Below are 20,667 nucleotides of genomic sequence, written 5' to 3'. Positions count from 1 at the left end.
CCGAACACGAAAAAAGCCGTCCATCCTCCGGGATGAACGGCATAAAACGACAGTAATCCACCATATGACTGCCGCTTCACATTCCCTCACCCCGGAGAATTGAAACATGAGAATACGGCAGGTCTCCTGACTTGTGCATCATCCTCCAGGGTCCTTCCAAGACGATCGCCTGTTCAGCATATCGACTCGTGGTGCATCCCTTTCGTCTACACATACAGTTGCGGGGGCAGTTCCAGATTCCAACTGGATTCCCTTTTAAGGCATCAAATGCCACCATAACTCAATTCACTACATATAGTATTTAATTTTAAAACTAATCACAATATATCGTACCCAAGGTTAGCATAAGCTTAAACTAGTTGCAACTGAATACGTTCATTAATTTTGAAATCTTTCCAGACGAGTAAAGAAATCCTTCAGAAAATCGTAGAATACTTGTTCAGTAGGAAGAAGATGACGATCGGTCGGTACGATCATTCCAACCGTTCTGGCTACATTCGGTTCTGTCACCGGAATCTTCACAGTGGCTCTCGGGATACTGTCTACCAAGGTTATTTCCGGTACAAGTGTAACACCCAGCCCAGCAGAGACCAAACCTTTAATGGCATCAATATCCTCGCCCTCAAAAGAGACCTCCGGATCGAATCCCAGCTGCTTACAGGCATTCAGAAGCAACGTACGCAGGATGTAGCCATCAGGAAACAAGATGAACTGATCATTGCGAAGATCGCTCAACTTGAGGGATTTTTCTCCTGCTAACGGGTGGCTGGATGGCAGGAGAGCTACCATATTTTCCGTAAAAAGGATAGCTCCCTTGAGCCTCTTCTCATTCATCGGGACAGGTCCTAGTAATGCCATATTGATTTCACCGTTCAGTACTGCTTTTTTCAGTTCGTGATAAGAACCCTGCTTCAATTGGAATTTGACATCCGGGTACTGATTGCGGAAACCTGATACAGCGGTTGGCAGCATATAAGCGGATAAACTGCTTGGAAAGCCGACATGGACCGTCCCTCGCTCCGGGTCTGTATACTCCTCTATTACCTGGGCTGCATCCTCGATTGTATGGAGAGCCTGTTCCATATGGTCTTTGAACACTCTGCCGATCGGGGTGAGCTTCACGGTCCTACCTTCTCTTATGAACAAGGACACTCCCAACTCCGCCTCCAAGTTGAAAATCTGCCTGCTTACGGCGGACTGTGCAATATGCAGAGCATTTGCAGCCTCGGTCACATGCTCCCGCTTGGCAACTTCTATAAAATATTTGATTTGTTTCAATTCCATGCTAGGCACCTCTCTTTATTCATATCACAAAGGCATAGATATCATCTAGAATTTATATTGCTGTTATATATTATAACATGTAAAATTATTGCTATATTGATTAAAATTTTAACACTTCAAAATTTATATCAGGAGGTTCTTAATGCAATTATGACAAATTCAACAATGGAAAACACCAATACCGAAATGAAGCAGAAAGTACAGACATATATCAGTGAAGTATACAACACGCTTGTGGAAAGGAACCCCAATGATACAGAATTTCACCAAGCAGCTGCACTAATCTTTAAATCCCTCTCTCCCATTCTGGAAAAACACCCCGTTTATATTGAAAAAGGCATTCTCGAACAGCTTTCAGAACCTGAAAGGCTGATTACCTTCCGAGTTCCATGGGTGGATGACCAAGGCAAGGTGAGAGTCAACCGTGGTTTCAGGGTTCAGTTCAATAGCGCAATCGGTCCATATAAAGGTGGATTGCGCTTTCACCCTTCTGTAAACCAAAGCATCATTAAATTCCTAGGCTTGGAGCAGATCATCAAAAATTCCCTTACTGGTCAGCCGATCGGCGGCGGGAAAGGCGGCTCGGATTTCGACCCCAAAGGCAAATCCGATAATGAAATCATGCGTTTCTGCCAGAGCTTCATGACTGAATTATACCATCACATTGGCCCGGACACTGATATACCTGCCGGTGACATCGGTGTCGGTGCCAGAGAAATTGGTTACATGTTCGGCCAATACAAGAAGCTGCGCAAACGCTATGAGGCAGGTGTCCTGACTGGTAAGGGATTGGATTACGGCGGCAGCCTGGCACGTAAGGAAGCGACTGGGTATGGAACCATCTACTTTGTAAAAGAAATGCTTCAAGACCAAGGGATCGCTTTCTATGGCAGCAAAGCGGTCATCTCCGGATCCGGAAATGTTTCGATCTATGCCATGGAAAAAGCCATGGAACTTGGTGCTAAAGTAGTTGCCTGCAGTGATTCCTCCGGTTACATCCATGATGAAAATGGAATCGATCTGGACACCGTGAAGGAAATCAAAGAAATCAACCAAGGCAGAATCAGTGAATATGTAGAGAAGCACCCGCATGCTTCCTTCCATGAGGGATGCACAGGCATATGGTCCATTCCTTGTGACGTGGCACTGCCATGTGCAACACAGAATGAGCTTGATGAAGAAGCTGCACAACTGTTGATCGATAATGGAGTGAAAGCAGTGGCAGAAGGTGCTAATATGCCATCCACTTCCGAAGCAATCGACCTGTTCTTGGAAAAAGGTGTATTATTCGCTCCAGCAAAAGCTGCCAATGCTGGCGGTGTTGCAGTTTCTGCATTGGAAATGGCCCAGAACAGCATGCGTTTATCTTGGACCTTCAAAGAAGTTGATGCAAAATTGCAGGAAATCATGAAAGATATTTACAAAAATTGCATGGAAGCAGCAGAAGAATATGGAAAGCCTGGAAACCTGGAAATTGGATCGAATATCGCAGGGTTCAAAAAAGTAGCAGACGCTATGATTTCTCAGGGAGTATAAGCCCCACATTCGTCTGCTAAGCAGACAGCATATACACAGAGCTGTACCTAGAAGTTTCATCTGACTTCTGGTACAGCTCTTTTTTATGTAAGTGTACCCTTGATCACCCGGAATCCGGCCTCTATGGGCAAAAAAACCAATGAAGAAATGAAATTCTCCACCGGCCTTTTCCTTCTTTTTATCCCAGTACTGCACGGTCACTTTCAAATTGGGATCCACGAATTCTTTTAAATTCAAATAGTAAATCTTCCACGGTGAGCTTTTGTTTTTTCTCACCGCTTGCCTCGAAAATGATCTGTCCTTTATCCATCATGATCAGCCTGTTCCCCAAGTCGAGTGCCTGCTGCATATTATGGGTGACCATCAACGTCGTTAAACCAGATTCCCGAACGACTTCACCGGTTAAATTCGTAATTAGCTCGGCACGGGAAGGATCCAAGGCGGCTGTATGTTCATCAAGCAGGAGAATATCCGGTTTGGTGAAGGTGGTCATCAGCAAGGACAATGCCTGCCTTTCCCCACCCGAAAGAAGTCCTACCTTAGCCGTAAGCCTGTCTTCCAATCCGATATTCAGAGATGCAAGGTGTTCTCGGAACGATTCCCTCCGTTTCTTGTTCACTCCCAGCCTCAGTCTTCTTTTCTTATTCCGGGAATATGCCATGGCCAGGTTCTCCTCAATAGTCATCGAGGGAGCCGTACCGGCCATCGGGTCTTGGAACACCCTTCCGATTAATGAAGAGCGTTTATATTCAGGCAGATGAACCACCTGCTTCCCGCCAATCACCACATCTCCTACATCTGGGATCAGTGCACCGGAAATGATATTCATCAAGGTAGATTTACCTGCCCCATTACTGCCGATGACTGTTACAAAATCTCCGGTTTCCAGGGAAAGGTTAATATTTCTTAATGCCTTTTTCTCGTCTGGTGTATTTTCATTGAAAGTAATCGACGTGTTGTTCAGCTCAAGCATTACGAAACCTCCTTCACTTGGCTTGCCAGTTGTTTCCTCTTTTCCAGACGGCGCTTATTCTCTTTTCTCGTCTGAATCAGTTTAGGCGCGACCAGTGCACCGATGACAATCACAGCTGTAATCACCTTCATGTCCCCGGTTTCCAGAAAATCGACGCGGAGTGCCAAGGTGACAATCATCCGGTAGATAACCGCCCCCAGGATGACCGCCAATGTAGCTCTCGCGATCGTTTTCGTGCCAAACAGCGCTTCCCCGATAATGACGGAGGCGAGACCAATGACAATCATACCAATCCCCATATTCACATCGGCAAAGCCGCCATGCTGTGCGACTAATCCTCCGGAAAGAGCTACAAGGCCGTTCGACAAGCCTACGCCCATAATGGTAAGTGAATCGGTATTGGCTGACAGGCTGCGGATCATTCGTTTATTGTCCCCGATTGCCCTCAATGCGAGCCCTACTTCTGTCTTTAGATAATAATCCGTCAACAACTTGATCAAGATGGTGACTATGGTCATTACCAGGAGAACCGCCCAAGTGGACGGGAGGCGGTCAAGCCCGGTGATCGACAATAGTCCATTCAATATTGAATCCAGCCCAGTCTGCTGCCATATTGACTCCAATTGGGTGAATAATGTACTTTCCCCAAGCATCGACAGGGTTGGCTGCCCTAGAATTCTCAAGTTTATGGAATATAAAGCGGTCATCATCAGAATCCCGGATAATAAGGCATTAATCTTCCCCTTGGTGTGCAGAACGCCTGTTACACACCCAGCCATGAATCCTGCAACTGCTGCTAACACTGTTGCAAGGATAGGAGGAACACCATTTATGATGGAGATACCAGCCACAGCAGCACCGGTGACAAAGCTTCCATCCACCGTCAAGTCAGGAAAATCGAGCACACGGAAGGTCAAATACACTCCTAATGCCATCAGAGCATAGATGACACCTGATTCCACTGCACCAAATAAAGATATAAACATATTCTTCCTCCTCCAAGCTATTCATGAAGTAATACAGACGGGAGCCAGGCAATGCCCGGCTCCCGGTGCTTCAACTATTCCGTTTCCACGATTTCAGCGGACTCATCCCATTCTTCTTTCCACTCCACACCTTGTTCTTCGGCTCCTGCTTTATTGATAAACAACTGGATTTCCGGAGGATATTCGGCAGGGATCTCTCCTGGTTCTTTTTCACCTGTCAGAATATCTGCAGCCATTTCTCCTGTCCGATAGCCGATAGTGTGGTAGTCGATTCCAAAGGTCGCAAATCCGCCTTTAGCCAAGGAATCAGGTTCTCCCACGATAAGCGGGATATCCTGGTCATTGGCGACACCTACGACACTGTCCAAAGCAGACACGACGGTATTATCGGTAATGATATAGAAAACATCTGCGTCTTCCACAAGCGTTGTAGCTGCCTGCTGCACTTCAGCGGAATTCGCCACTGTCCTTTCTTCAATAGAGAGGCTTGTGTCTTCAGCTGCTGCCTTGACACTTTCCACCTGGTTCACGGAATTCTGCTCCCCGGCATTATAGATCATACCTACGTTTGCATCAGGAAAATGTTTATCGATAAACTCCACTGTGGCATCAATCTGTTCAGGATGCAGATCTACTACTCCAGTAATATTCTCGCCTGCTTCTTCCATCGATGGCACCAGCCCGGCGTCCACTGCATCTGTCACTGATGTGAATACAATCGGAATCTCACTTGTTGCCTGGAGAGCACCAAGTGCACTTGGTGTTGAATTGGCAAAGATAAGATCGACATTATCTGCGACAAACCCATCTGAAATCGGCTTTACGTTGTTCTGGTCATTTTGGGCACTTTGGAAATCATATTCTACTTCCAAACCGGCATCAGCCAGTGCATCCTGAAACCCTCTGTAGGCTTCATCCAACGAAGGATGCTCTACAATCTGTGTTGCCCCGACCTTATAGGTTTCTTCCCCTGCTTCCGAATTACCGGAAGTTTCATTTGCGGATTCTTCTCCAGATCCGCAAGCTGCCAATAGGAAAATAGATATAATTGCTAATAGACTTATGAGCTTTTTCATCATCCTGCTTCTTCCCCCCTGTTAAATATATGGCTAAATATTTAAACGTGATTATATCATACTTACGAACTATTATCGATAAAATTTTTAAAAAACTTTTGTGTTTTATTACATACACGCTCTAAAGTGATAAAGTAAAATCTTTTAAAACACCGGGACTAAGAATTTTACTTTATAAAATGGGGTCTAGCATCCGTTGCAGTAATGACCTTGAGCTCTCCGCAAGTGACCCGGGAGCTACCTCGAATCGTCTTTTTTGTATGAAAAATGCTCAAACTTCATGTGCTACAGCGTATGCTTGTATTATGTTACTCGCACATGATTTCAATATGCTGTGAGGTAAACAATAAGTGTGCTCCTCACACCGCTGCGGAAACTCCACTACGCTTTCCTCGGGTGACCCGTGAGCTTCCTCGAACTATCGTTCTCCAGGATCTCACTCTGGTCACTGTTCCCGTAGGAGTCTCCTTGGATTTCCTCCGCTAGTCGGGTGGTTACAACATTTCTATCTAGCGCAGTGTCACTTTTCAACTAGTTACTTCAGGGCATAGCCACTCAAAATCAGAACGCCTTAACCAGCGTAGGCAGAATGCGTAGACTCCTGTGGGAACAGCACGTGTCCGAAGGCCCCGGAAGAAGCGTTCTGTGCTTCTGAGGAGACTGAGGCCGTGCCCACGGAAAGCGAAGCGTTCTGCCGGAGCGGAGGCAAGTGATTGCATCACGACCCAGAAAACTGGCATACACAGTAATTACAGTTTTTCAACTGAAATACAAAAAACCCTGAAGAAGTCATCATCTCCAGGGTTTCTAATCATCTAGAAAGGGTTATTTTAATAGGTTCTCTTTCCTTTATTTTTTCCTACGTATACCGATGACGCGTCCTGCTTCATCCGGCTTCTCTGAAGGCTTATAGGATGCACCAAGTTCTTCAACTTGTATAAAAATCTCTTCAGGGAATGGACCAGGCCTACCGGTGGATTGATCAATCCCCATCAACATTTGCTCACTAGTCGCCGCGCGCCTGCCCTCAGGCCCATAGAGCTCAAAGAAGACATGCGCCCTCTTGGCATCATAATCAAGCATTTGCAGATGGACTTCGATAGGCTCGCCTTCTTTCAATTCGTTCAGATAGCAGACATGTGTTTCCATTGTGTAAATCGTATAGTGGTTCTCTTCACGGAATTCATCTGTGATACCGATCAACTTCATGAACCGATCGACTCCCCAGCTGAATACCCGGACATACTCTGCATCATTCATATGGCCATTATAGTCAACCCATTCCTGACGCACTTTATCCTCTAGAATCACTTTTGTCTCAGACAAGCCAATTTCCCCTTTCTATTTGGAACCTTTCACTGTAGCAGCTGGCCAATACTTCTCCAAAAGCTCCTGCAGTTCAATAAGGAATTGATCCCTTCGCTCTTCCAACTCTACCATGGTTACATTTTCTGTCTGTTTTTCTGTTCCTGAAATAACTTTCTCAGCGAGTTCGTCTGTCAATTCCGGAGCTTCCAACTTTGTCCAGGGGAGCTTCAGAGCTGGACCGAACTGCTCGAGGAGATGCCTCATGCCTTGCTTACCCCCACCCATATGAAGAGTGAGGAATGGCCCCATCAAGGCCCAGCGCAAGCCGGGTCCGTAAACAATGGATGCATCCACTTCTTCTGTAGTTGCCACTCCATCATTAACAATATGAAGAGCTTCACGCCAAATTGCCTCCATTAGCCTGTCCGCTACATGGCCTTCAATTTCATGCTCGATAACCAGAGGTTTCATATGGAGATGATTATAGAAAGCCTCCGCCAGCTCTACGTAATTCTTATCTGTCTTCTTTCCTCCCACTAACTCAACCAATGGCATCAGATATACTGGATTGAATGGGTGGGCAACCATCACTCGTTCCGGCTGCACTTCACAATCAGCCTGCAGTGTGCTTGGAAGAATTCCTGAGGTGCTCGACGCAATGATGGCTCCCTCAGGTGCATGGCTGTCGATTTGCGATATCACTTGCCGCTTCAGATTTTCCCGTTCTGGAACATTCTCCTGGATGAAGTCAGCATTCTTGACCGCTGTTGCTAAATCCGGCTCGAACGAGAGATTATCTATGGAGGCATCTTCAGCTAATCCCACTTTCTCCATCGAAGGCCATGCCTGCTTCACTGCCGCTACTGTACGTTCCTCTGCAGCTGGGTCAGGGTCATTTGCGGTTACGTGGTATCCATTAGCAAGAAAACGGGTGATCCAGCCATTGCCGATGACCCCGGTTCCAACTACTGTGATATTCTTGATGGCAGTCTTCTCTGATGTCATACTAATCCTTCTTTCCATTAGGGTTTCTTAGATTCATTTGCTCACGTGCTTCGGCTGGAGACATGACGTCGGAACCGAGGCTTTGGATAATGCCTACCGCCTTATCCACAAGCTGTTCGTTTGTTGCCAACTGGCCTTTTTTCAGGTATAAATTGTCCTCCAGACCAACACGGGCATTGCCTCCCTGTAATACAGACTCCGCTACGATCGGCATTTGCATACGACCAATACCGAATGCAGCCCATGTTGCATTTTCCGGCAGCCTGCTCTTCATATAGGAAATGGTTTCTGCATCCGCATCGGCTCCCCATGGAATTCCTAAGCAGAACTGATACATTGGGCTGCCTTCCACCAATCCTTCCTGAACCAATTGGTTGGCAAAACGGATATGGCCTGTATCAAAGCATTCCAATTCCGGTTTCACCCCACTGTCCTTGATCAGCTGTGCCTGCTTTCTCAGCCATTCTGTCGGACTGATGTACACCTGGTCCCCAAAGTTGACGCTGCCACAGTCAAGTGTACAGATTTCCGGACGCAACAGGCCTACCGGCTCGTGACGCTCTTCCGGTGTCTGCATATCGGTTCCTTCTCCACCTCGTGCAGGGTCTTCTGTGCCCGGTACCCAGTCACCACCGCCACCGGCAGTGATATTGATGATTACATCGGTATCCGCCTCTCGGATTCTTTCTACCACTTCTTCAAAAAGCTTTACATCATGGCTAAGCTTTCCTGTTTTCGGGTCTCTAACGTGTACATGGGCAATGGTAGCCCCTGCCTTAGCCGCTTTGATTGCCGAATCGGCGATCTCCTTCGGTGTTACCGGTACATGTGGACTCTTTTCCGTTGTTTCCCCTGCTCCGGTTACGGCACAAGATAGGATTACATTTTTATTCATGGCTATTTCCTCCTGTATCGGTTGAATGTATGTGTTTTGGTACATGATTGAAGATTTCCCCACTTTCAAAGAAGGCAACAAGACGCTTGATCCAATCATAATAGGACATCCATTCATGCATCTCCTGAAGGATTTCATTCACAAGCTGCTCCTCTTCTTCTGGCAGGTTCTCCTTATTTTCTATAGCATCTATCTTTCCTTTTAAGCGTTGTTCAAATTGAGCATTTTTATTTATCGCCTTATTCCAAGTGGAAGTGAACAAGGAGACAAACGTCTGATAATAATCCTGTTCCACCTCGTAGAGATCTTTCCGCACTCCCTTGCGGAAAACCCGTTCCGCTATGTTCAAATCAATCATTTCACGGACCACTTGGCTCATCCGCGTTTTGCTCATACCCGTTTCTTCGGAAAGCTCATCTAGTGTCATAGGTCTTCTTTCCATATATATGATGCCCAACACTCTGCCCACTGTTGTGGAGACCCCGAAAGACTGCATATTATCAGTGATTTTTTCTATGAATTGCGTCTTCAGGTGCTCAGTTTTTCCGTTAGCCATATCTCTCACCCTTTTCTGTCACGACAAACTCTATCATGCTTCAAAAATAATTAAAAATACCAATGAACCGAGGAATTTTGAGCATACTAAAGAAAAAAGAAGGACGAACCCCATAAACTTTATAAACAAAAAAGTTTACAAAGTTTATGCCGGTTGTAGATGTAAGTTCCCTTTGATACCATTAGGCAGGCTTACTAGTGATACATGAAGACTGAACTTACTGTAATTCCAACCAATTATTCTTCATGAACACACAGAAAGGATTGGATAAAATGAATAATAAACTGATTGACTGGCCCACATTTATCGGGGCATTGGCTGTTCTATTCAGTGTCGTGCTTCCGTTAGTTTTCTTCCCGGAAGCTGGGGCAGAAGTGATCAACGCTGCCAACGAATTTATGACCGGAAATTTTGGAGTTTTATACCTTATGTTGGGTATGGGTGCGTTGATTTTCCTACTTTATGTGGCATTCAGCAAAAGCGGTCAGATAAAGCTTGGGAGTAAAGATGTAAAGAAGGAATTCGGTACATTCTCTTGGGCCGCCATGCTTTTCTCTGCAGGGATCGGTTCAAGTATCCTATATTGGGCAATGATCGAATGGGCATATTACTATCAGGGGCCGCCGTTTGGTGATCAACCGGGTTCCGAGCAAGCCATCCAATGGGCAGCCTCTTATGGCATGTACCACTGGGGGCCTGTTGCTTGGGCCATCTATACCTTGCCAGCACTGCCAATTGCATATTTTTACTATGTCCGGAAGAAGCCGGTATTGAAAATCAGTGAAGCTGTTCGGCCCGTATTAGGTAAATATGTCGATGGGCCGGTCGGGGTTATTGTGGACATCCTGTTCATATTTGGTTTACTCGGTGGTGCCGGGACCACGTTGGCACTTGGAACACCCATGATTGCAGAGGGTATCAATGATATTACCGGAATACCTGTGACGCTTGGATTGCAGGCTGCAATCATGTTGCTCTGTACCATTATTTTCGGCATTAGTGCCTATTCTGGTTTGCGGAGGGGGATTCGTGTATTAAGTGATATCAACCTGGTATTGACGATTTTCATCCTCCTTTTCATATTCATTTTCGGTCCAACGGTTTTCATCAGTGAAACAACCTTTTCAAGCTTCGGAGTGATTGGTGACAATTTCTTCTCCATGTCAACCTGGCTTGAACCGATGGCGCCACTCATCGGTGATGAAGCAACAGGGTTCCCGGAAGCATGGACTGTGTTCTATTGGGCATGGTGGGTGGTCTACGCCCCGTTTGTCGGCTTGTTCGTCGCCCGTATATCACGTGGCAGAACCATCAAGGAAATGATCCTTGGCACCATGATATATGGGACACTGGGCTGTGTGCTGTTCTTCGGAATTATGGGGAATTTCGGCCTCTACCTGCAGTTGAGCGGTGAATTCGACGTGATTTCGTTTATGAATGAAAATGGTGCACCGGCAGCAATCATAGCGATTCTTCATGAACTGCCGCTTTCTGTATTGATTGTACCGATCTTCACGATCCTGGCCATCCTGTTCCTGGCTACTACGTTTGATTCAGCTTCCTATATATTGGCCGCGGTTGCGCAAACTAGGGTGAAAGGGGGAGAACCATTAAGGTGGCATCGTATGTTCTGGGCCTTCACTCTGACGATCCTGCCACTTGCTCTGATGTTTATCGGAGGCCTTGAAACACTGCAGACCGCAAGTATTGTCGCAGGCTTTCCTGTCATGTTCATCATGGTTCTTCTTGCTTGGTCCTTCATCAAGGCTTCCAATGAAGATATTCGGGCACATAGAAACTATCAGCCCCCGACCATTTACTTGGAGCCTCGTGACATAGTGGCCCGTAAAAGAGAAAATAAAAACAGCTAATATGAAAGGATGTACGGATAAGCTCCGTACATCCTTTTTATTGACCATCTACATATTTTCCATGTTTGGGTACTGCTTTTTCTTTGAATGTCGTGGCTAGTTCGGTAAGCCCCTTCTCCAATTCTTCTCCTGTCATAGGAAGCCCATGGCCAGTTCCTGCATGGAGCGGTTGAAGATCAGCCAGCTTTTTCACGGATTTCTCTGCGTCCTCCCAGTTAGGAGTGAAATAAACTGGTGGACCATTAATTTCCTTATCCTGCTTAACGACTTCGAACATCTCATCCTGTTTTACGGTGGTGAAGGCATCCCCTGCAATCAACGTCCTGTCAGATTCCCGATAGAGTGAGACATGACCCGGCGTATGCCCTGGAGTATGAAGCCATTTCCAGTTCGGCATTTCGGGAATGCTGCCATCCTGCGGCAATTCCTTTACATACCCACTCAAATCGACGGGTTCATTTGGAAAGAAGCCAGATAGCTTTGCTACGGCGCCACCATCAACTGTCGGGTCAGGCTTATCATAGGAGGTTTCCCCTGTGAGGTAGGGAATCTCCAACGGATGGGCATAGACGTTCACCTTCCATTTCTCCGCCAAATCAGGCAAAGCACCGACATGGTCAAAATGCCCATGTGTCAAAACAATAGCTTCGGGAGTTGCTCCCTCACCGTATAAATCTTCTGCATGTTCAATGATTTTATCTGCAGACCTAGGCATGCCTGCATCTACTAAAACCCAACCCTTTCTCTGGTTTCGATTGCCGACAAAAAATACATTCACGATCTGATTGGTGTAACAATAGACATCTTCGCCGACCAAATGGGTTTTCCCGCTCTGTTTCGACGTGAGGGGCATTACCTTATCCCCATAAGGATTGTTTGTCATTTATTTCCCTCCATAATCGCTTTTGTTATTCTATTTACGTAATCCCCTAGGTTTAAACTGCACCTTCAGTTACTTTCTTACCGCAGTACCACGAAAACACCCCGCCCTTATTGCAAATGGTTGGGCGGAGTGTTGTTATGGCTCTTCCTTTTCACTTCAGCAAACAAGTCTTCCTGCTCATCTGGGGGCACGGGCTGCTGAGGGACATTGCTCTGGCCAAGCAGAAGATCGAGCCGCTGGTTAAGCTGTTGCAACTCCTTCTTGGTTGCAGGCTGTGCCTCTTCCTTCAGGATGAACCCCACCTGGCCATTAGGCTCCAATGTCGCCCACTGCACATCACTGATCCTAGTTACATTTTTTTGACGAAGGTTCATTTCCAGCTGATCAACAGTCAGCCTTACCTTCCGAAGGTTTTTCTGCTGAATTTGCCCATTTTCAATCAGTACTTTGGACTTCCCGGTAATCAAGCTTTCAAAAAAATCCCCCTTGATCTGAATGAACTCCAAAGCAATTAAGCTTAAAACTAATACCAGGCCCACCCCCAGTGTCAACCAGACACTTTCTCCCGCAATCGGTTGTATGAGCAAGGATCCGATACCGATCATGATCACCGTCTGCGCCAGGGTCATTTGGGAAATGGATTTTCTGCCGGCAAAACGCAAGAGAAAGGTTCCTCCTACAATTATGACAACAGCTTTCCAAATCAAATCAAATTCCATATACCTCCACCTCTGCTGTATAGTGGTCTCCAGCATAGTTTCCCAAAAAGTATCGGCTTTATTCCCCGGGAAATGGGACATCTCCATATAAAAAGGCCTGCCCTGTATGAGTTGGGCAGGCCAAATGGCATTGGCGCTGATTAAAGGGTTAAGAACCCAGCTTTTCTTGTACGATTCCGCACGCATCATCCATTCCCTGACAGCCTGCCAAAAGAATGACATCATCTTCTTCTGCCCGCGATATGGACTCATTGATGGAATCAGGCAGCTCATCATAAAGTCTTACATCGATGCCAGCTCTATCCATCACCTGGAGGAACGCGTCAACTTCCGCTTCCGTTACTTTATCTTTTTCCGTCGTGTTGGAGATACTTTTCGTAGCAATAATCTCAGTCAAGTTCAGCTTGGATGCCCACTCTGCAATAATCTCGGCGTTATCTCTATTGATTTCTGGTCCCCGTTGGCCTCGGATTGCGTACACGAGATGCAGGTTGGAGAACTTCATTTCAGTCAATGTCTCCAATGTCACTTGGATGTTGCCGGGGTTAGCAAAGTGGTCATCGACAATCTTAAAGCGATCCTCATGAATGAACTCAAATCTCCTTGGGACCCCTTTGAAGTCCTTCATGGCCTGTTGAATATTCGGAATGGAGACACCGCTCAGCAGACCGATGACAATGGCTACCATGGAATTATAAACCGAATGGAGTCCTGGCACGGAAAGTTCTATGTTAAACTCCCCTGGCTGATACTCTTTGCCGTTGGCTTGAAAACCTTTTTGGATGACAAAGGTAAAGCGGGCCCTACCTGTACTTAAATCAAGATCCTTGCAGTACGTATGGCCCTCTTTGTTATTGACTCCAAAACTGACAACATTAGCCTGTGTCTGGTCCGCAAGAGATGCTGAATACTCATCATCCAAGTTCAGAACAGCAAAGCTGTCTTTAGAGGCCTTTTTTATCAGACTGGACTTAGCCGCGAAATATTTTTCAAAGGACCCATGGGTATCTATATGTTCCTCACTGATATTATTCAATGTTACGATATCATAGTCCACCGCCTCCACACGTGACATTTCAAGCGCTGCAGAAGAAGCCTCCATCGTCACGTGGGATACATCATTGTCCACCATCTCCCGCAAGTAATACTGTAAATCGAGTGATTCGGGTGTGGTCAATTCTGATGGGATCGAATCTTCTCCATTCTTGATATGGACCGTTCCAATCAGCCCTGTCTTTAATCCTTCCTGCTCAAGAATCGCATTGGCCATATAGGAAGTGGTCGTTTTTCCATTGGTCGCTGTAATTCCGATCATATGCATCTTGCTGGAAGGATGGCCATAGAACGCTGCTCCCAGCTGGGCCAGAGCCTTCCTGGAGTTGGCTACCCGGAACTGCGGAATATCGATATGCTCTTGTACTTCTTCCACTACGGCCACTTCGGCTCCGCGTTCTGCCGCATCGGCTAGATACTGGTGTCCATCCGTTTTATACCCTTTTATACAGACAAAAAGATCTCCTTTGGAAACCTTTTGAGAATGGTAGGCAATCCCAGACACGTCAATGTCGTAGATGGTCGGGTTGTCCACTAAATCAATGGATTGAAATAAGTCCTGTACATTCATTTTGCTACCTCCTATTCCAGGCGCAGACTCTTATACCAACAGCGCACTGGTTTCCAGCTTTTTTATGTAACCTGAAGGGCTACTTGCACTCTTTCTATATACCTCTATTACCATCTTTATTAAACAGTCTTATCAAACTAAAATTATAGCATATCCAAGCGATTGTTTACCAACAGACATAAACCACCCCTACTCTCACCAAGAGTAGGGGTGGTTTATCGTGTATTTATCCTCACACTGCTCATCGGTACTATCGACCCTTTATTTATTCATGCTGGAGAAGAAGTCTGCCAACGGATCTTCCTCTTCTGTCTCCTTCTCTGTCTCTGTTGTAACTTCATGAATATCATCCAGGATGTCCATATCGATATTGTCCAATTTCTCTGCAGTAGCAGCCATTTCTTCCGTATCCTGAGGTTCCGGAGTTTCTGTCTGCTCTTCCCTGTGATTTTCTCCCATTGGAAAAGGATGTTCTTCCTGCAGGTAAAGCGCTTGATCGATATCCGTCGTATTGCTGTTGAGTGAAGCGAGCAGCGTGGTCGCTCGCATGGGATCGCTTAACAGCTGATAGAGGATGGTACCGATCAATGCTTCAGAGTGTTCGTGCTTCAACCAGCTTTTCTGCTCCTTTGTCAGCTGTTTTGGCAAAGGGACCGTTATCGTCTCTTTCTCTCTTGCATAGGTCTCATTCACACCCTTGAGTACAAATTGGGCAATTTGACTGGAAAAGTTCCTCCGTTCACTATCTTTCAATCTCTGTAGCTGCTTCAAAAGATAATCAGGTGTGTCAGACGGGACACGAAACGTAATCGTCTGTCCCCGTTCGATACTCTTCTTTGCCATCATCTCACCCTACTTACTTAGCCGATTTTTCTGCCGCTTTCTCAGCACCCTTATGCTCATTCTTATGTTCACTTTTACTCTCGTTTTTCGTCTTCTTCTGCACATAGTCCATAATCAGTTTATAGTATGCATTGGCCATCATCCAGATGCTTTCCTGCTCATCCTCAAAGAATTCGATATTAAAGCCGTCCATTTTATTATTTAATGCTTTAATGTAATCTTTCAGTACTGCAGAACCACCGCCCACAAAGTAGCAGATCTCCGACTGGGAATTCTTCTGCCACACATTACGCAGGAAGCGGTACTCTTTCTTCGCAAGTTCGAGTAGGATATGATCGGTTATATCATGTACATTCGTTCTGCTTCCCCTGACCATGATATGGTGGCGGTCATTCTTTCTCGTAATGATATCGACAACATCCCGGCGGCTGTCCAATTCCACACCATGTTTGGAGCGTATTTCTTCACGAATCTGTTCCAGCGACTCAGATACACCCAAATTGAACCCTTGTGCCTTATCATCATCCACGTTACGGTTGCGGATGACAGCAATATCTGTCGATAGCCCACCAATATCCTGGATGAGGATTTGCTTATCAATTAAATCTTTGTTGATCACTTTCAAATCATTATCCATGATCAGATTGACATAGGCAGCAAAGCCTTCCGGATAGACTTTCACTTCATCAAACTTGATATTTACTTTTTTGCCCTGATGTTTTGGTGTAACCAGGAACTCTACCTGATGGACAGAACCCAAAAGCTGTGAACGATACCCTACATCCTTACCTTCTTTTACTTCCCGGAGGGGCAGTCCTGTACCCAAGGAATAATTCACATCCAGAACATTCCCTTTCCCCGGCTGTGCTGTGCTATTGCCTACAGCATCCAATGCAATTGCTGTCAAGAGCATGACGAGAGTCTGATCTTCTTCCGACTTGCTGCTCCCTGGGTCCAACTCCTGTGAGTTTGTACTTTTAGTAGCCAGGTTACCTACACGATAAACAGCATTATTATCTTCCAGTGCAGGAGAGTGCAGGCGAACATGGATGTTTTCCATGACATCTTTATCGTCCAGTTCCTCAATCCCTATGACCGGGCGGTCCTCAAAATCTGGGGCAATGACATTCGGTATGTACAATTCATTCTCCATTTTACCAAAGTTTGCCTTCAACGCATCATTACCTACATCAACTGCAGCTATTCTTGAATTATTCATGAAATAAATTCCCCTTCCAAATTTAACTAGACTGTTAAGTAATAGAATACTAGTTTTGGAGGATTTTAGCAATCAGGACTTTCGTGTGTACAATTCTGTGCACTTGTAAACAACTTATGTTTACATGTTTACAAAATTGCAAACGACTGTCATATCAGCATGTACACGTTTTTGCATACATGAACACGTATGTAGAACACAAATGTTTTCTTTTTGTTTACATGTTTACATTTTATGTATACATCAAAATATCAGTCTCTCAGAACTCTCATCTCCCTCCTTTATTCCGGTAAACATGTGTAATAAAATTAAGAAAAGGGTAATAAAGGTACATACAATATTGAGGATGGGATGAGACAGATGGAATTATTTGAAGCTATTGTGGCTGGCATATCGGATTTCATGTGGACCTATGTGTTATCAGCCTTACTACTATTCACGGGAGTACTATATACATATCGATTGAAGTTCTTCCAATTGCGCCTTTTTCCGCATATCTTGAAAAAGACGATTGGCCAAGTATTCAAGAAGAACCGGCATACAGGGACAATCACTCCATTTCAGGCATTTACATCGGCACTGGCCTCTACAGCCGGAGCAACAAATATCGTCGGGGTGCCTATAGCAATTGCACTTGGAGGACCTGGGGCCTTATTCTGGATGTGGCTGGTCGCCTTAATTGGAATGGCGACAAAATACGGGGAAATTCTGCTGGGGTTAAAATATAGGCAGAAGAATGATAAAGGAATTTGGGTAGGTGGCCCACAGTATTACATAAAGAAAGCTTTAGGGTGGGACAAAGTTGCGACATTATTTGCGTTTTTCCTGATGATTGAATTGATCCCAAGTACAATGGTGCAATCCAATTCCATATCGACACAGTTAGAGGGAACGTTCGGATTCTCACAGAGTATGACAGGAATCATCCTTGCTGTGCTTATCGGTATCATGGTGTTTGGCGGCATTAAAAGAATCTCGAAGATAACCGATAAGCTGGTACCATTCATGGTCATTACCTATTTGTTGTTTGGATTCATCATAATAGGGGTGCATATCGACGAATTACCTCATGTCTTCGCATTGATTTTCACTCATGCTTTCACACCGATTTCTGCTGCCGGGGGATTTGCAGGTGCGGGAATTGCTCAAGCATTGCGTTGGGGAATGGCTAGAGGTCTTTATTCAAACGAGGCAGGGGTAGGTACTGCTCCCATTGCTCATGCTGCAGCGCAGACGGACCATCCGTCCAAACAAGCATTTTGGGGTGTTTTCAGTGTTTTTGTCGACACGATTATCATCTGTACTGTGTCGGGGCTTGTGGTCCTTGTAACAGGCGCATGGCAGGAAGTAGGGCCTGAACAGGCTTCTATCATGATCAGTGTCGCTTATGGAAGTGTATTCGGAGAAACATTCGGCAGTGCATTCATTGCCATCTTCCTCATATTCTTTGTCATTACTACCATCGGTATTCTAATATTCTATGGAGAGAAACAAGCGGAATACCTCTTTAATCCGAAAGCAGCACAAGGAATGCGGATCGTCTATCTGATAGCCATCTATATCGGTGCCATCGGTGGCCTCCAATTTGTATGGCAATTAGTGGATCTGATGCTTGCGATTGTCGTCATCCTGAATATCATACCGATGATTTTCCTGAGCAGAGAGGTAAAGAGCCTGACGGATGATTATATGTACCGCATTTATAATGGGAATGGAGGAGCCCCTAAGATCACGTTATTCAGTGATAAAGATTAAATAAGAAAGGTGCTGGAACATTTTCCAGCACCTTTCTCTTTGTCTATTAATCTACGTCTCTCCCCCAATACCTATGGGCAGCAACAGCATCTACAAACCGTGTTACAAAGCTGTCAGGTTCTTGCTCTGTAATTACTCCTTCTTGATTTTCCATCTCATTTTCTTTAACCAGCTGCTCCCCTTCATGTGTGGCCCCGATCGGCTTATAATGCTGATACATCTCTTGGAGATAGTAAGAAGCATTCTGTTGGAATTTCTTGTCCACACGAGCACCAGAAACAACGTACAAGGAATCAAACAACACAGGGTCAGCCGTATCGAAGCGCTCCGCTGCTTCCACTTCTGTACCGTCGTCAGCTTTAACCATTCCCTGTCGGCTGCTGATGACTACTGGATCTACACCGTTCTCTTCTAAACCTTGTAAAACCTTCTTAACTTCGGAACCGTTGAAACCTTCTCCTACCAGCACTGCTGTAGTGCGTGTTTCCGCTGTTTTGGTCGTATTTTCCTGACTGAGAGCCGGAGAAGCTTTAGCGACTTCCGATCCTCCTGTTTCCGGAGGTTTCACTCCGATATTTTCTGCCACTTCCTGGGCCATATCGAGATTCACATTAGCAAACATGTCCACTACTTGCTGCCGGACATCCTTGCTTTTACATTTCCCCAGTTCAAAGCTCATCGCTTCTTTGATATGTTCTTTTTCAGGCGCACTCATACTGTTATAGAACAATGCTGCTTGGGAAAAGTGGTCCTTGAAGCTGTCACTCCGTGCCTTCACTTTCCTGCCTTCCACTTTTTCCTGATAATGTTGATAGCCACCATTTTGGGGACTGACAGGTGATGGCGTATTTTTCCAAAACGAGTTGTTATGATAGCTTACCTGCCCTTTATTGATCGTCTGTCTCATATAGCCATCCCGTTGATTATTATGAAATGGGCATACTGGACGGTTGATCGGAATTTCGTGAAAGTTCGGCCCGCCTAGTCGAATCAATTGTGTGTCGGTATAGGAGAATAATCTACCTTGAAGCAACGGGTCATTGGTGAAATCAATACCAGGTACAACATGTCCTGGGTGGAAAGCTACCTGTTCCGTCTCGGCAAACACATTGTCGACATTCCGATTAAGAGTCATTTTACCGATGATTTGTACAGGCACCTCTTCTTCCGGCCATATTTTTGTCGGATCTAATATATCAAAATCAAACTGGTCTTCGTCTGCTTCATCGATGATTTGCACTCCGAATTCCCATTCTGGATAATTGCCCTTCTCAATGGCTTCATACAGGTCTCCACGATGGAAATCGGGATCCTTCCCATTAATTTTCTGTGCTTCATCCCAGACAACAGAGTGAACCCCCAGCTTTGGTTTCCAATGAAACTTCACAAAATGCCCTTTTCCTTGTTCATTCACAAAACGGAAGGTATGTACTCCGAAACCTTCCATCATTCTGAAACTGCGGGGGATGGCTCTATCTGACATATGCCACATGATCATATGGGCTGATTCCTGATTATTGGCCACAAAATCCCAAAAGGTGTCATGAGCGGAAGCTGCCTGCGGTATCTCGTTATGCGGCTCCGGCTTCACTGCATGAATAAGATCTGGAAATTTTATAGCATCCTGGATAAAGAATACGGGCATATTGTTTCCAACAAGGTCGAAGTTGCCTTCCTCCGTGTAAAACTTGGTTGCGAATCCACGAACGTCTCTTGCTAGCTCTCCGGACCCTTTAGATCCTGCCACCGTAGAAAACCGGACAAAGACAGGGGTTTTCGTACCAGGCTCCTGCAGGAATTTTGCAGCCGTATAATCTTTCATCGACTCATATAATTCAAACTCCCCATGCGCTGCATATCCTCGAGCATGGACGACTCTTTCCGGTATACGTTCATGGTCAAAATGGGTCATTTTTTCGCGGAAATGGAAATCCTCCATTAATGTCGGACCTCTTTCTCCGGCCTTTAGTGAAAATTCATCTTCAGATACTTTCAACCCTTGGTTGGTGGTCAGATCTTTATCCTTGTCCTCTGTACGGAACTGCTCCAGTTGTTCGTCCTTACTGTTGCCATCGACATTGCGTCTGTTTTTCATGGCCAACTGTCCCTCCTAGAGATTATTTAGTGGATAGCA

Annotated in this window: 17 protein-coding genes and 1 riboswitch; of the genes, 3 read left to right on the top strand and 14 right to left on the bottom strand. The window is 45.5% G+C overall.

Annotated features, from left to right (window positions below; genetic code table 11):
* Positions 1 to 99 precede the first annotated feature (99 nt).
* Positions 100 to 293, bottom strand: a riboswitch (cobalamin riboswitch).
* Between the two features lie 85 nt (positions 294 to 378).
* A complete protein-coding gene (locus ACFOGI_RS13160; protein WP_390273393.1) occupies positions 379 to 1,284 on the bottom strand; it encodes a LysR family transcriptional regulator in 906 nt (301 codons plus the stop codon).
* A 186-nt stretch (positions 1,285 to 1,470) separates the two neighbouring features.
* On the opposite strand from ACFOGI_RS13160, the gene gdhA reads away from it, so the two are divergent.
* Complete coding sequence (gdhA, locus tag ACFOGI_RS13155; protein ID WP_390273506.1) at positions 1,471 to 2,820, top strand: NADP-specific glutamate dehydrogenase; 1,350 nt, start codon at positions 1,471 to 1,473, stop codon at positions 2,818 to 2,820.
* Between the two features lie 178 nt (positions 2,821 to 2,998).
* On the opposite strand, the gene ACFOGI_RS13150 is transcribed toward gdhA, so the two are convergent.
* The 7 genes from ACFOGI_RS13150 to ACFOGI_RS13120 form a co-directional block, all read right to left on the bottom strand.
* Positions 2,999 to 3,793 carry an ABC transporter ATP-binding protein gene (locus ACFOGI_RS13150; protein WP_390273391.1) on the bottom strand — a complete coding sequence of 265 codons (795 nt, stop codon included), beginning with the start codon at positions 3,791 to 3,793 and terminating at the stop codon, positions 2,999 to 3,001.
* Positions 3,793 to 4,779 carry an ABC transporter permease gene (locus ACFOGI_RS13145; RefSeq protein ID WP_390273389.1) on the bottom strand — a complete coding sequence of 329 codons (987 nt, stop codon included), beginning with the start codon at positions 4,777 to 4,779 and terminating at the stop codon, positions 3,793 to 3,795. Before ACFOGI_RS13145 ends, ACFOGI_RS13150 begins: the two co-directional genes overlap by 1 nt.
* A 74-nt stretch (positions 4,780 to 4,853) precedes the next feature.
* The gene (locus tag ACFOGI_RS13140) at positions 4,854 to 5,855 is read right to left on the bottom strand and encodes an ABC transporter substrate binding protein (protein ID WP_390273503.1); all 1,002 of its coding nucleotides are present in this window, start codon (positions 5,853 to 5,855) and stop codon (positions 4,854 to 4,856) included.
* A gap of 849 nt (positions 5,856 to 6,704) precedes the next feature.
* Complete coding sequence (locus ACFOGI_RS13135; RefSeq protein WP_390273387.1) at positions 6,705 to 7,181, bottom strand: thioesterase family protein; 477 nt, start codon at positions 7,179 to 7,181, stop codon at positions 6,705 to 6,707.
* A 15-nt stretch (positions 7,182 to 7,196) separates the two neighbouring features.
* Complete coding sequence (locus tag ACFOGI_RS13130) at positions 7,197 to 8,168, bottom strand: 3-hydroxyacyl-CoA dehydrogenase NAD-binding domain-containing protein (RefSeq protein WP_390273385.1); 972 nt, start codon at positions 8,166 to 8,168, stop codon at positions 7,197 to 7,199.
* A 1-nt stretch (position 8,169) separates the two neighbouring features.
* Positions 8,170 to 9,063 carry a BKACE family enzyme gene (locus ACFOGI_RS13125; RefSeq protein WP_390273383.1) on the bottom strand — a complete coding sequence of 298 codons (894 nt, stop codon included), beginning with the start codon at positions 9,061 to 9,063 and terminating at the stop codon, positions 8,170 to 8,172.
* Positions 9,056 to 9,619, bottom strand: coding sequence for a GbsR/MarR family transcriptional regulator (locus ACFOGI_RS13120; protein ID WP_390273381.1), 564 nt, complete (start codon positions 9,617 to 9,619; stop codon positions 9,056 to 9,058). The genes ACFOGI_RS13125 and ACFOGI_RS13120 overlap by 8 nt, the downstream gene beginning before the upstream one ends.
* Positions 9,620 to 9,891: 272 nt before the next feature.
* On the opposite strand from ACFOGI_RS13120, the gene ACFOGI_RS13115 reads away from it, so the two are divergent.
* A complete protein-coding gene (locus ACFOGI_RS13115; protein WP_390273379.1) occupies positions 9,892 to 11,490 on the top strand; it encodes a BCCT family transporter in 1,599 nt (532 codons plus the stop codon).
* 37 nt (positions 11,491 to 11,527) lie between these two features.
* Here ACFOGI_RS13115 and ACFOGI_RS13110 read toward each other — a convergent pair whose 3' ends face one another.
* The 5 genes from ACFOGI_RS13110 to ACFOGI_RS13090 all read right to left on the bottom strand — a co-directional run bounded on the left by ACFOGI_RS13110 (position 11,528) and on the right by ACFOGI_RS13090 (position 16,778).
* Positions 11,528 to 12,373, bottom strand: coding sequence for an MBL fold metallo-hydrolase (locus ACFOGI_RS13110; protein ID WP_390273375.1), 846 nt, complete (start codon positions 12,371 to 12,373; stop codon positions 11,528 to 11,530).
* Positions 12,374 to 12,480: 107 nt separating this feature from the next.
* Positions 12,481 to 13,092, bottom strand: coding sequence for a DUF421 domain-containing protein (locus tag ACFOGI_RS13105; protein ID WP_390273373.1), 612 nt, complete (start codon positions 13,090 to 13,092; stop codon positions 12,481 to 12,483).
* 148 nt (positions 13,093 to 13,240) lie between these two features.
* A complete protein-coding gene (locus ACFOGI_RS13100) occupies positions 13,241 to 14,716 on the bottom strand; it encodes a Mur ligase family protein (protein ID WP_390273370.1) in 1,476 nt (491 codons plus the stop codon).
* 261 nt (positions 14,717 to 14,977) lie between these two features.
* A complete protein-coding gene (locus ACFOGI_RS13095; RefSeq protein WP_390273367.1) occupies positions 14,978 to 15,559 on the bottom strand; it encodes a hypothetical protein in 582 nt (193 codons plus the stop codon).
* 13 nt (positions 15,560 to 15,572) lie between these two features.
* Positions 15,573 to 16,778, bottom strand: coding sequence for an Alp7A family actin-like protein (locus ACFOGI_RS13090; RefSeq protein ID WP_390273364.1), 1,206 nt, complete (start codon positions 16,776 to 16,778; stop codon positions 15,573 to 15,575).
* A gap of 360 nt (positions 16,779 to 17,138) precedes the next feature.
* Here ACFOGI_RS13090 and ACFOGI_RS13085 point away from each other — a divergent pair, with 360 nt between their 5' ends.
* Positions 17,139 to 18,533, top strand: coding sequence for an alanine/glycine:cation symporter family protein (locus ACFOGI_RS13085; RefSeq protein ID WP_390273362.1), 1,395 nt, complete (start codon positions 17,139 to 17,141; stop codon positions 18,531 to 18,533).
* A gap of 46 nt (positions 18,534 to 18,579) precedes the next feature.
* On the opposite strand, the gene ACFOGI_RS13080 is transcribed toward ACFOGI_RS13085, so the two are convergent.
* A complete protein-coding gene (locus ACFOGI_RS13080; protein ID WP_390273359.1) occupies positions 18,580 to 20,628 on the bottom strand; it encodes a catalase in 2,049 nt (682 codons plus the stop codon).
* Between the last annotated feature and the right edge of the window lie 39 nt (positions 20,629 to 20,667).

The sequence above is a fragment of the Virgibacillus xinjiangensis genome (assembly GCF_042643145.1).
Classification (GTDB): Bacteria; Bacillota; Bacilli; order Bacillales; family Amphibacillaceae; genus Virgibacillus_O; species Virgibacillus_O xinjiangensis.
This window is presented reverse-complemented; position numbering and strand designations above follow the sequence as displayed.